We start from the raw sequence: 12,267 nt of genomic DNA on the forward strand, positions 1-12,267 counted from the left end.
CGTGGGCACGAACCGGTCAGGAGGCCCGGCCTCCTTCGGTGACCGACTCGCGTCCGCCGTGCGCGAGCGTTCACCGCTCTGCGTCGGCATCGACCCCCACGCCGCCACCCTGGCGGCGTGGGGGCTCGCCCGCGACGAGCAGGGCCTTGCCGCATTCGGCGCGGCCCTGGTCGACGCGGCCGCCGGCCGCGCGGCGATCGTGAAGCCGCAGGTCGCCTTCTTCGAGGCGGCGGGGGTGGCGGGCTACCGCGCGCTCGACGCGACGATCCGTCGGGCACGCGATGCGGGCCTCCTGGTCGTCGCCGACGTGAAGCGGGGCGACATCGGGACGACCGGTGACGACTACGCGCTGGCATGGCTGGACCGCGACGGGCCGTTCGCGGCCGACGCGATGACGGTGTCGCCGTACCTCGGGTACGGCTCGCTCCGGGGCACGATCGACGTCGCGCGCCGGAACGGTGCGGGGGTCTTCGTGCTCGCGGCGACGAGCAACCCCGAGGCCCGGGTGCTGCAGACCGCGGTGCTGGCCGAGGGACCGCGTACCGGCCGGACGGTCGCGGCCGGTATCGTCTTGGACGTGGCAGACGACAACCGGTCCGTGGGCGATCAGGCCCTGGGCGACGTCGGGCTCGTGCTCGGCGCGACCCTTCACCTCGACGACTTCGGCATCGACGCGGACGCGATCGGCTCCGCGCCGGTCCTCGCCCCGGGCTTCGGCGCCCAGGGGGCCCGCATCGAGGACCTCCGGGCGCTGTACGGCGCCCGTGCCGAGCAGGTGCTCGTGAGCGAGTCGCGCGGCCTGCTGACCGACGGTCCGGACGGGGTCGCGGCCCTCGTCGCCGACCGCGCCGACCGCATCCGCACGGCACTGGCGGCGGCAGCGTGACCGACGCGCCCGAGGGCCTGCCCGCGCACCGCACCCCGCCAGAGGTGGACCGCGTCGCCGCGGCGAAGGCCGCCGTCGCCGCACGACGCGCCCGGGCTGCGGTGAAGGCGGCGATCGCGTCGGGGGAGCGCTCCGCACTCGACGTCGCCCGTGCCGCGTGGGACGACTCGCTGGTCGAGACGACCTCGGCCGAGCGTTCGCTGCGGGTCCGCGACCTGCTCGTCAGCCTGCCGGGCATCGGCCCCGCACGAGCCGAGGCGATCATGGGGACCCTGCGGATCGCACCGTCGAAGCGCCTCGGTGGCCTCGGCACCCGGCAGCGGACCGCGCTGGCGGACTGGCTCGCCGCCCGCGGTCGCAAGCGTGGTGCCTCGAAGCTCGTCGTGCTCGCCGGACCCACCGCGGTCGGCAAGGGCACGGTGAGCGCGCACATCCGACAGCAGTACCCGGACGTCAACCTCAGCGTCTCCGCCACCACCCGGAAGCCCCGCCCCGGCGAGGTCGACGGTGTGCACTACTACTTCGTGGACGACGCCGAGTTCGACCGGATGATCCGCGACCGCGAGCTGCTCGAGTGGGCAACCGTCCACAACTCGTACCGCTACGGCACCCCGCGGCCGCCGATCGACCGTGCGCTCGACGCCGGCGAGAAGGTCATGCTCGAGATCGACCTGCAGGGCGCACGACAGGTCCGTGACGCCATGCCCGAGGCCGTGCTGGTGTTCCTGCTGCCCCCGACGTGGGAGGAACTGGTGCGCCGACTCATCGGCCGTGGCACCGAATCCGCGGAGGAACAGGCGCGTCGTCTCGAGACCGCGAAGGTCGAGCTGGCCGCCCAGGACGAGTTCGACGTGCGGATCGTGAACTCCGATGTCGGCACCGCGGCACGTGAGGTCGTAGACTTGTTCTCTGCGCCCTGACGGGTGCACTGACTTCGAGGAGACACCATGGCCAACCCCCAGGGCATCATCGACCCGCCCATCGACGACCTGCTCAGCAAGGTCGAGTCGAAGTACGCGCTCGTCATCTTCGCGTCGAAGCGCGCCCGCCAGATCAACGACTACTACGCCGACCTGCACGAGGGCTCGCTGTTCGACAACGTCGGCCCGCTCGTCGACTCGACGATCGACGACAAGCCGCTGTCCGTCGCGCTCCACGAGATCAACGAGGACAAGCTCACCGTCACCAAGCAGCAGCAGCCCACCGACTGATCCCGGTGACTGCAGCTGCTCTCCGCCTCTTCACGTCCGAGTCGGTGACCGAGGGGCACCCCGACAAGATCTGCGACCAGATCTCGGACAGCATCCTCGACGCGCTGCTCACGGTCGACCCGAACGCGCGCGTCGCCGTCGAGACGATGGTGACCACCGGGCTCGTGCACGTCGCCGGCGAGGTCACGACCTCCGGCTACGTCGAGATCCCGAAGCTCGTCCGTGACGTCATCACCGGCATCGGCTACAACTCGTCGGACGTCTCGTTCGACGGTGCCACCTGCGGTGTCGAGGTCTCGATCGGTGCGCAGTCGCCCGACATCGCGCAGGGTGTGGACGAGTCGCTCGACTCCCGCACCGGTGCGGTCGATCCGCTCGACCGTCAGGGCGCCGGCGACCAGGGCATCATGTTCGGCTTCGCGACGAACGAGACCCCCGAGTACATGCCGGTCGCGATCTGGCTGGCGCACCGTCTCGCCGAGCGCCTGGCCGCGGTCCGCAAGTCGGGCGAGCTGTCGTTCCTGCGTCCCGACGGCAAGACCCAGGTCACCGTCGGGTACGACGGCGTCGTGCCGAAGACCGTCGAGACCGTCGTGCTCTCCACGCAGCACTCGCCGAGCGTCACGCTCGACGAGCTCACCGCCGCGATCACCGAGCACGTGATCCGTCCGGTCCTCGACCTCGTCGACCTCGACTCCTCGCACGTCGACGTCATCGTGAACCCGACGGGTCGCTTCGAGATCGGTGGACCCCAGGGCGACGCCGGACTCACCGGCCGCAAGGTGATCGTCGACACGTACGGCGGGGCCTCCCGTCACGGTGGCGGAGCGTTCAGCGGCAAGGACCCGTCGAAGGTCGACCGTTCGGCCGCCTACGCGCTGCGCTGGGTCGCCAAGAACGCGGTCGCCGCGGGGCTCGCCGACCGGCTCGAGGTGCAGGTCGCGTACGCGATCGGCCGCGCGAAGCCCGTCGGGCTCTACGTCGAGACCTTCGGCACCGGACACGTCGACGACGCCACGATCGAAGCCGCCATCCGCCAGGTGTTCGACCTGCGTCCGGCCGCGATCATCCGCGACCTCGACCTGCTCCGACCGATCTACGCGCAGACCGCGACCTACGGCCACTTCGGCCGCGAGCTCCCCGGGTTCACGTGGGAGCAGCTCGACCGTGTCGAGGAACTCCGCGCTGCCGCAGGACTCGTCGCCGCGACCGTCTGAAGCACCGCGTGACCACCGTCGCGCGCGTCGTCCTCGACTCGCCGCTCCCGCAGTTGGACCGTCTGTTCGACTACCGGGTGCCGGCCGAGCTCGAGGACGACTGCGTCGCGGGGGTCCGCGTCAAGGTGCCGCTGCGCACCGGGGCGCGGATGTCCGACGGGTACGTGGTCGAGATCGTCACCGAGGGTGAGTACCCCGGTGAGCTCAGCCAGATCGAGGCCGTGCTGTCCCCGGTGCCCGTCCTGGCGCCGGAGATCTGGACCCTCGCGCGCGCCGTCGCGGACCGGGCGGCGGGCGTCGCCTCCGACGTCCTGCGCCTCGCCGTCCCACCGCGGCAGGTGCGCGCCGAGAACGCCTGGCTCGCCCGTGACACCGCGTGGTCGCCCCCGCCGGTGACCGCTCCGCCCGTCACCGGCTACGCCGACGGCGTCCTGGAGGCCGTGGTGACGGAGCACGGACGTGCTGCGGTCGCCGCCGTCCCCCAGCCCGTGGCGGTGGGTGACGCGGACGCATCGGTGTGGGTGCCGGGATGGGCTGCGACGCTCGCCCAGGCCGCGGCGCACACGCTGGCGGCCGAGCAGTCCGCGGTGGTCGCCGTGCCGGACTTCCGCGACGTCATCGACCTCGAGCGCGCCCTGCTCGCCGTGCTGCCGCCGGAACGGGTGGTGCGGTTCGACGCGAAGCAGACGAACGGGCAGCGTGCGAAGGCCCTGCTGCAGGCCCGCACGCACCCGGTGGTCGCGATCGGGAACCGCACGGCGATGTACGCGCCGGCGACGGAGCTCGGGCTGATCGCGATGTGGGACGACGGCGACGCCTCGTTCATCGAGCAGCGGGCCCCTTACGTGCACACGCGCGACGTCGCCCTGGTGCGGGCGGCCCAGTCCGGTGCCGCGCTGCTGTTCGTCTCGCACGCGCGCAGCACCGACGTGCAACGCCTGGTCGAGCTGCACTGGCTGCAGGACGTCGTCCCGTACCGCGTGAAGACCCCGAAGGTCATCCCCACGGTGCAGCAGACCGGGGCCGAGGGCTTCGCCGCCCAGGCGCGCATCCCGAGTTCGGCCTGGCGCGCCGCGCGCGAGGCGAGCCAGCACGGAGCCGTCCTGGTGCAGGTCGCGAGCCCGGGCTTCGGCACCGGCCTGGTCTGCGCCGAGTGCGGCGAACGGGCGCACTGCCGGGTCTGCGGCGGCCCGCTCGGCAGCCCCCACCGGGGCGCCACCCCCCAGTGCCGGTTCTGCGGTGCCCTGGCCGTCGGGTTCCGCTGCCCGACGTGCGGCAACGGCACCGTCAAGCCGGTCGGCCAGGGCGCACAGCGCACCGCGGAGGAGCTCGGGCGGGCGTTCCCCGGCACCCGGATCATCGTCGCGGACGGATCCCGTCCGCTCGACGAGGTCCCCGCGAAGCCGTCGGTCGTCGTCGCCACCCGCGGGGCGGAACCCTCGGTGCCCGGCGGTTACGCCTGCGTGCTGCTGCTCGACGGCGAGAAGATGCTCGCCCGCGAAGGGCTGCGCGTGCAGGAGGACGTGCTGCGCTTCTGGACGAACGCGGCGGCGAAGTCGGCCCCCGGCGCCGAGGTGTACCTGGTCGGGATCGGTGGGCGTCTGGCGTCTGCGATGGCCCTGTGGCGGCTCGACGGACCCGCGCACGACGAACTCACCGACCGCCGTGAACTCCACTTCCCGCCGGCCGTCCGGGTGGCGACGATGACCGGCACCGACGAGGCCGTCACCGCTGCGGTCGAGGCCCTGGGCGATGCCGTCGTCGGTCCGGTGCTCGGCCCGGTCCCCGTCGAGGACGACGCCCTGCCGGGCACGGTCCGGGCGATCGTGCGGTTCCCGTACGCCCACGGTGCCGAGGTCGCGGCGACGCTCAAGGCCGAGGTCATCCGGCGTTCGTCGACCCGGCGGGTGCTCAAGGGTGGCAACCGCCGACGGGCCGCTCCGACGCTGCGGGTGCGGCTCGACGACGCCGAACCGTTCTCCGAGGTCTGAGCCCGGCCGACCGGGTGGGCACGACTGGGTGGCCCCGACGCAGAACGACACCGCCGACGTCGTGGGACGTCGGCGGTGTCGTTCGGGGTCTGCCGCGTTGCTGCGACAGTCGGGTGTGCGCCGGTCAGGCGTTGGCGGGCCGGCGACGCTCGCGCGGCAGCACGACGCCGAGGGCGACCATGCCGATGGCGAGCACGAGGTGCAGCCAGTTGTCGGCGTTGTTCAGCGGGACGAAGTTCGCACCCGAGCTGTGCCCGGCGGTGAACAGGCCGTAGACCCACAGGACGAAGTAGACGACCCCGCCGAGCACGAGGTACATCCGCGAGCCGGTGGCCCGGTTGGCGGCGAGCAGTCCGACGACGCCGAACAGCAGGTGGACGATGTTGTGCAGCACCGACACCTGGAAGATGCCGAGCAGCATGCCCATCGACTCGTGTCCGGCGCCGGCCAGGTCACCGGTCGTGATGCCGGGGACGAACCCGGCGATCCCGACGAGCAGGAACACGATGCCGACCACGAGGGCGGCCTTCTGGACGGACGAACCGGCGTAGCGGTTGGTGGCGGTGGTGACGTCGCTCATGGTGGTTCCTTTCCTGATGTGGTTCAGACCGTACGCAGCCACCGCGCAGTCGGTTCACGGACGGTCCACGGAACGCACCTCGCCGCGCACGGCCCGTGGGAGACTCGAGGCGTGACGACGGGGGAACGGGGCGGTCCGCTCACGGACTGGCGCTACCAGGGGACGCTGCGGCGCTACCAGCAGGACGTGCTCGACCGGGTGCCCGTGGTGCCAGGGGACCCGGTGCACGTGGTCGCGCCGCCGGGCTCCGGCAAGACCCTGCTCGGGCTCCTGCTGGCCGGCCGCGCCGGAGCCCGCGCGCTCGTCCTCGCGCCGACCGCGACGATCCGCTCCCAGTGGGCCGTCTCGGCTGCCGCGCTCGACGGTGCTCCGGCCGTCCGCGTGTCCGAGGACCCCGAGCACCCCGGTGACCTGACCGCGCTGACCTACCAGATGCTCTCGGTCCTCGAGACCGGCAACCCGCTCACCGAGCTCGCGGCTGCGGACTGGCGCCGCGAACTCGTCGAGGGCGGCCGCGACGAGCAGGCTGCGGCAGCGTGGCTCGTCGACCTCGATGGCTCCAACCCGACGGCGTACCGGAAGGGGATCGCGCGGCGCTCACGGGCCATCCGCCGTCGACTCGCCCGCGAGGACCCGGCGCTCCTCGCGACCGCGCTGCACCCGAACGCCCGGGCCCTGGTCGACCGGCTCGTCGCGCACGGCGTCGGCACCATCGTGCTCGACGAGTGCCACCACCTGCTCGACCACTGGGCGCTCGTGGTCGCGTACCTCGCCGCACGCATCCGGCAGGCCGGCCGTGAACCCCTGCTCATCGGGCTCACCGCCACCCTGCCGTCCACCGACGACCGGGACGCGCACGACAACTACACCGCGCTGCTCGGCGACGTCGACCACGAGGTCCCGACGCCGGCCGTGGTGAAGGAGGGCAACCTCGCGCCCTACCGAGACCACGTCTGGTTCGTCGAACCCACGCAGGACGAGATCGCGTTCCTCCGCGAGCACGAGGACCAGCTCGCGAGCCTGGTGGCGACGACGTTCGACGACCCCGACGGCGCGGACTGGCTGGTGCACACCCTGCAGCCACCCGTCGACCAGTCCGACGGTGACCGCTCGGCCACGGCATCGCCCGAGACGCGGCTGGCCCGTGCGTTCGACACCGACTTCGCCGTCGCCGAGTCCGCCGCGCGCATGCTCGCGGAGGTCCGTCCGGACCACCCGGTCCTGGCCTTCGTCCACCACGCCGCCCGGAGCACACCCGACGCCGAGCAGCGACTCCGGCTGCTCGCCCGCTACGCCCTCGACCGGCTCCTGCCCGATCCCGACCGAGCGGAACAGTGGCAGCGGATCAAACGGTCCATCGTCGACTTCGGCTTCACCCTGACGGACCGCGGGGTCCGGCGTGGCCGCGACCCCGTCGACACCGTCCTCGCCTCGTCCGCGGCCAAGGACACCGCGGTGGGGGAGATCCTCCGGCTCGAACTCGAGCAGGAGGGCGCGGGCCGCCTGCGCACCGTCGTCGTCACGGACCACGCCACGCACGGCAACGCCCGTGGCTCGGGTGGGCGCGACGCCGGCGCGCTCCGCACCTTCGCGACGATCGCCGCGGACCCGACCCTCACCGGCCTGCACCCCGTCCTCGTCACCGCGAAGCACCTCCGCATCGCCGCCCGCGACGCCGACGTCCTGCTGCCCGCGCTCCGACGCCACCTCGGCACCGAACTGCCCGCCAGCCCGGTGGACGGCACACCGGGGGTGCTCGCGGTGGAGACCGCCGGCACCGGCTCGGCCGCGGTCATCGCCGCCGTCTCGGCACTGCTCACCGACGCGACCACCCGTCTCGTCGTCGGCACCCGCGGACTCCTCGGCGAGGGCTGGGACTGCCCGGCGGTGAACACCCTGATCGACCTCACGGCCGTCGCGACGTCCTCCGCCACCCAGCAGCTCCGCGGCCGCACCCTGCGCCTCGACCCCGCCTGGCCCCGCAAGGTCGCCCACAACTGGACCGTCACCGCCGTCGTGCCCGCTGACGTCCCGCTCCTCGCAGCGCCGGACGTCAGCCGCATGCACCGGAAGCACGATCAGCTCTGGGGACTCCTCCGCGAGGACGACACCCAGGTCGTCCGCGGCACCGGGACCGCACTCTCCGACGCACACGCCCTGCGGCTCGCCGCGATCGTCGCCAAGGACAAGCGGCGGAGCGTCCGAGCGCTCGACGACGACATCGCGGCGGCGCTGCCGTCCCGTGAGCAGACCCACGCGGCCTGGCGCATCGGCGAGCCGTACGCCGACCGCGAGAGCACGGCGGCCGTCCTCCACGAACCCGATGCCGCGCCGTGGACCACCGGCCCCACCGCAGCCGCCGTGATGACCGTCGTGCTCGCGCTGGTGCTCGCGGTCGTCGCACAGTCGTTCCGTGTCGTCGTCGAACTCTGGCGCGCCGGCGTCGTCCTCGGCGTCGTCGGTGCGGTCCTCACCGTGGTCGCCGCGACCGCGGTCGCCTGGCCGGTCGCCCGCCAGCTCGGCACGGCGCTGCGACAGCGGTTCGACACCGCGCACGGCTACCGGAGCGCCGTCCGCGTCGTCATCGACGGCCTGCACCGCGCCGGACGCATCCCCGCCTACGGTGACGGCGACATCCGCGTCACCCCGACGATGGTCGGCAGGCTGCCGGTGGCGTTCACCATGGAGGCCCTCGGCGGGACCGTGGAGGACCGCCGCACGGTGACGAGCGCACTCGCCGAGGCGTTCGGTCCGGTCCGCACGCCGCGGTTCCTGCTCGAGACCGGGCGCGGCGAGGCAGCGCGGCTGCGCCGGGCACCGCTGCTGGCGCTCGCGCTGTGGATCGCACGGACGACCACCCGCGGCAACCGGTTCCTGGCGGTCCCGACGGGGATCGGACGACGGCGGGAGGACGCCGAGGCGTTCGCCGCCGACTGGGACCGTTCGGTCGGTCCGTGTCGACTCCACGAGATCGACTCGCCAGCGTCGCTCGTGCTGCTGCTCCGCGCTCGACGTGACTCCGGGGCGACGAAGACGCCGCCGTCCCTGCGTGACCAGTGGTCCTGACGACGGGCTGGTGACGTCGGCCGGTGCTCGTGCCAGCCGCGGGCGACGCGCGTGGGACGATGGACCCATGCGTCTCGTCGTCGCCGGCAGCCCCGCTGCGGCCGTCCCCACCCTCCGCCGTCTGGCGGCGTCCGACCACGAGATCGTCGCGGTGCTCACCCGGCCGGCCACCCCGCAGGGCCGCAAGCGTGTCCTCACCCCGACCCCGGTGGCCGTCGTCGCCGCGGAGCTCGGACTGCCGGTCATCGAGGCCTCGCGCGTCGACGACGCCGTCACCGCCCGTATCACGGACCTCGACGTCGACCTCGGCGTGATCGTCGCCTACGGCGCTCTGCTCCGCCGTCCGGCCCTCGACGCCCCGCGGCACGGGTGGATCAACCTGCACTTCTCCGACCTGCCGGCGTACCGCGGCGCTGCTCCCGTGCAGCGTGCGGTGATGGCCGGCGACACCCGGACCGCCGCCACGGTCTTCCAGCTGGTCGAGGCGCTGGACGCCGGCCCGGTGCACGCCGCGCGGCCCTTCGAGATCGACCCCGAGGCGACCTCGGGCGAGGTCCTCGCCGCGATGGCCGAGGTCGGCGCCGACGTCGTGGCGGACGTCGTGGACGCCATCGCCGCCGGCACCGCTGTCGCGACCGAGCAGTCCGGCGAGCCCACGCTCGCCCCGAAGCTCACGATCGACGACGGCCGCGTCGACTTCGCCGCTCCGGCAGCGGTCGTGCACGCCCGGCTGCGCGGCGTCACGCCCGAGCCCGGCGCGTACGCCCACCTGGGCGAGACCCGCGTGAAGCTGCTCCGCAGCACGCTCCAGCCAGGAGGCGCCGAGGACCCCGCCCCGTCGCTCGCGCCCGGTGCGCTCGCGCTCCACGGCGGTCGGCTGCTGGTCGGGACCGCCGACACCCCGCTCGTGCTGCTCGAGGTGCAGCCGGCGGGCAAGAAGGCGATGGACGCCGCCGCCTGGGCCCGTGGCCTCGGCGAACTGGACGGGAAGGTCCTCGCATGAGCCCCCAGACGAAGCCCCAGGCTGCCCGCCGTGGCCCCCGCCCGGCCAGTGCCCGCCGCGTGGCGTTCGACGTGCTCCGCGCCGTGCAGGTCGACGACGCCTACGCGAACCTGCTGCTGCCGACGCGCATCCGTCGTGCCGGGCTCACCGCCCGCGACGCCGGGTTCGCGACCGAGCTCACCTACGGGTCGATCCGGATGCTCGGCCGCTACGACGTCATCATCGCGCTGGCCTCCGGTCGCCGGGCCGAGAACATCGAGGCGGACGTCCTCGACGTTATGCGCCTGGGCGCCCACCAGCTGCTCGCCATGCGCACGCCGACGCACGCCGCCGTCGACGCCACGGTGGAGCTCGCCCGCGAGGTCGGTGCCCGCCGCGCCACCGGGTTCGTCAACGCCGTGATGCGGAAGATCGCCGCCCGCACCGACGACGAGTGGGACGCCCTGATCACCGAGGGCCGCGCCGGGGACGCCCTGCTCGCCACCCGGTGGTCGCACCCGGTCTGGGTCGTCTCCGCGCTCCGCGACGCCCTGGCTGCCGAGCGCTCCCGCGACGAGCTCGCAGCCCTGCTCGCTGCCGACAACGCAGCACCCCGGGTGCAGCTCGCAGCCCTGCCCGGACTCGCCACCGACGAGGACATCGCCACCGCGACCGCGCGCACCGCGCCGGACGACGACACCGACGCCGCGTTCGCTGACGCGACCGGTGCGGACGACGTGCCCGCGGCCCTGGTGCCCGCGGACGACGAACCGGAGGCCGACGGCGCGACCGGCACCGTGCCTCCCGTCCGGGCCGACGAGCCCGTCGTGCAGGCGGACGCCGCGCCGGTGTCGCCCGTCGGCATCCGCGGCATCTCCGGCGACCCGGCGCGCGTGCCGGGCGTCGCCGCCGGGCGCCTGCGCGTGCAGGACGAGGGGTCGCAGCTCGCCGCGCTGGCGCTGAGCCGCTCGTCGGACGTGCGTGCGGGGGAGCGGTGGCTCGACATGTGCGCCGGTCCCGGCGGCAAGGCCGCGCTGCTCGCCGCCGAGGCGCAGCAGGGCGGGGCGACCCTGGTCGCCAACGAGCTCGTGCCCGCCCGGGCCGGACTCGTGCGGAACGCCCTCGGCGTGTTCGGCGACCACGTGCGGGTCGTCGAGGGCGACGCCCGTCGGTACGGCCGCGACGGCACCGGGATGACCTTCGACCGCATCCTGCTCGACGCCCCGTGCACCGGGCTCGGCGCACTGCGTCGCCGGCCGGAGGCCCGCTGGCGGAAGCTCCCCGAGGACGTCGAGGAGCTCGCCGCGCTGCAGACCGAACTGCTCGACGCCGCCGTCCGCGTGCTCGCACCGGGCGGGATCCTGGCGTACGTGACGTGCTCGCCGCACCTGGCCGAGACGCGCGGGCAGGTCGACGCGCTGATGGGGCGGCACGGTGACCGGCTCGAGCAGCTCGACACCGCCACGGTCGTCCGGGGTGTCGCCGCTCGTGACCCGGAGATCGCGGACGGCGCCACAGCGCAGCTGTGGCCGCACCGGATCGGCACGGACGCGATGTTCATCGCGCTGTTCCGCCGCGTCGACTGAGGCCCCGACGCGCGGCACGCCGGTAGGCTTGCCCGGTGACGATCCGCATCTCGCCGAGCATCCTGTCCGCCGACTTCGCGAACCTCGAGCGTGAACTCCACCGCATCGAGACCGCCGACCTGGTGCACGTCGACGTGATGGACAACCACTTCGTGCCGAACCTGACGCTCGGGCTGCCGATCGTCGAGCGCCTGCAGCAGGTGTCGCCGGTGCCGCTGGACGTGCACCTCATGGTCACCGACGCCGACCGCAACGCGCCGAAGTACGCCGAGACCGGTGCGTCGAGCGTCACGTTCCACTTCGAGGCAGCCGAGGACCCGGTGGCGACCGCAGCGGCGATCCGGTCGAACGGTGCCCGCGCGGCCGTCGCCGTGAAGCCCGGCACGCCGATCACGCAGGTGCTGCACCACCTCGACGCCTACGACATGATCCTGCTGATGACGGTCGAGCCCGGGTTCGGCGGCCAGTCGTTCATGCCGTCCGTGATGCCGAAGCTCGCTGACGCGCGCGCGGCGGTCGACGCCTCGGGGCTCGACGTCTGGCTCGAGGTGGACGGGGGCATCTCGGTGGACACCGTGCCCGAGGCCGTGCGGAGCGGTGCCGACACGCTCGTCGCGGGGTCCGCGGTCTTCGGCGGCGAGCCCGCCGCGCGCATCACCGACCTGCGCGAGGCCGCCGCTCGGGCACGCTCGTGACCGGGGGAACGCCGGACGGTACCGGCGTGGCCGAGGCGACCACCGCCTCCCGT

10 protein-coding genes are annotated in these 12,267 nt (G+C 73.7%); 9 read left to right on the top strand and 1 reads right to left on the bottom strand.

Going from position 1 to position 12,267, the window contains the following annotated elements:
* The first annotated feature begins 1 nt into the window (after position 1).
* Genes pyrF through ITJ50_RS11470 form a run of 5 tightly spaced genes read left to right on the top strand, consistent with a single transcriptional unit; the run spans position 2 to position 5,305 of the window.
* Positions 2-886: an orotidine-5'-phosphate decarboxylase gene (gene pyrF, locus ITJ50_RS11450; RefSeq protein ID WP_323749907.1), complete on the top strand. Its 885-nt coding sequence runs from the start codon at positions 2-4 to the stop codon at positions 884-886.
* Positions 883-1,806, top strand: a complete 924-nt coding sequence (gmk, locus tag ITJ50_RS11455; RefSeq protein WP_323749908.1) for a guanylate kinase — start codon at positions 883-885, stop codon at positions 1,804-1,806. Before pyrF ends, gmk begins: the two co-directional genes overlap by 4 nt.
* A gap of 27 nt (positions 1,807-1,833) precedes the next feature.
* Entirely contained in the window at positions 1,834-2,097 is a 264-nt protein-coding gene (gene rpoZ, locus ITJ50_RS11460) for a DNA-directed RNA polymerase subunit omega (protein ID WP_017887186.1), read from the top strand.
* Between the two features lie 5 nt (positions 2,098-2,102).
* Complete coding sequence (gene metK / locus ITJ50_RS11465) at positions 2,103-3,314, top strand: methionine adenosyltransferase (RefSeq protein WP_017887187.1); 1,212 nt, start codon at positions 2,103-2,105, stop codon at positions 3,312-3,314.
* An 8-nt stretch (positions 3,315-3,322) separates the two neighbouring features.
* Positions 3,323-5,305, top strand: a complete 1,983-nt coding sequence (locus tag ITJ50_RS11470) for a primosomal protein N' (protein ID WP_194590530.1) — start codon at positions 3,323-3,325, stop codon at positions 5,303-5,305.
* A 124-nt stretch (positions 5,306-5,429) separates the two neighbouring features.
* Here the strand turns inward: ITJ50_RS11470 and ITJ50_RS11475 are convergent, their stop codons facing one another.
* A complete protein-coding gene (locus ITJ50_RS11475) occupies positions 5,430-5,885 on the bottom strand; it encodes a DUF4383 domain-containing protein (protein WP_017887189.1) in 456 nt (151 codons plus the stop codon).
* A 111-nt stretch (positions 5,886-5,996) separates the two neighbouring features.
* On the opposite strand from ITJ50_RS11475, the gene ITJ50_RS11480 reads away from it, so the two are divergent.
* From ITJ50_RS11480 to rpe, 4 genes are all read left to right on the top strand, one after another.
* On the top strand, positions 5,997-8,951 hold the full coding sequence (locus tag ITJ50_RS11480; protein ID WP_194590531.1) for a DEAD/DEAH box helicase family protein: 2,955 nt from the start codon (positions 5,997-5,999) through the stop codon (positions 8,949-8,951).
* Positions 8,952-9,018: 67 nt separating this feature from the next.
* A complete protein-coding gene (fmt, locus tag ITJ50_RS11485) occupies positions 9,019-9,954 on the top strand; it encodes a methionyl-tRNA formyltransferase (RefSeq protein WP_194590532.1) in 936 nt (311 codons plus the stop codon).
* Positions 9,951-11,519 (top strand): RsmB/NOP family class I SAM-dependent RNA methyltransferase, encoded by a 1,569-nt coding sequence (locus tag ITJ50_RS11490; RefSeq protein ID WP_228500810.1) that lies wholly within the window; start codon positions 9,951-9,953, stop codon positions 11,517-11,519. Before fmt ends, ITJ50_RS11490 begins: the two co-directional genes overlap by 4 nt.
* 35 nt (positions 11,520-11,554) lie before the next feature.
* Positions 11,555-12,214, top strand: coding sequence for a ribulose-phosphate 3-epimerase (gene rpe, locus ITJ50_RS11495; protein ID WP_017887193.1), 660 nt, complete (start codon positions 11,555-11,557; stop codon positions 12,212-12,214).
* Positions 12,215-12,267: the final 53 nt, after the last annotated feature.

Origin of the sequence: Curtobacterium sp. VKM Ac-2889, assembly GCF_015350855.1 — a bacterium.
In the GTDB taxonomy this organism is placed as follows: Bacteria; Actinomycetota; Actinomycetes; order Actinomycetales; family Microbacteriaceae; genus Curtobacterium; species Curtobacterium poinsettiae.

What these genes read in the sequence shown, in the direction of transcription:
- rpoZ (WP_017887186.1), top strand. Translation starts at nt 1,834, where the DNA reads ATGGCCAACCCCCAGGGCATCATCGACCCGCCCATCGACGACCTGCTC.
- ITJ50_RS11475 (WP_017887189.1), bottom strand. Translation starts at nt 5,885, where the DNA reads ATGAGCGACGTCACCACCGCCACCAACCGCTACGCCGGTTCGTCCGTC.
- fmt (WP_194590532.1), top strand. Translation starts at nt 9,019, where the DNA reads ATGCGTCTCGTCGTCGCCGGCAGCCCCGCTGCGGCCGTCCCCACCCTC.
- ITJ50_RS11490 (WP_228500810.1), top strand. Translation starts at nt 9,951, where the DNA reads ATGAGCCCCCAGACGAAGCCCCAGGCTGCCCGCCGTGGCCCCCGCCCG.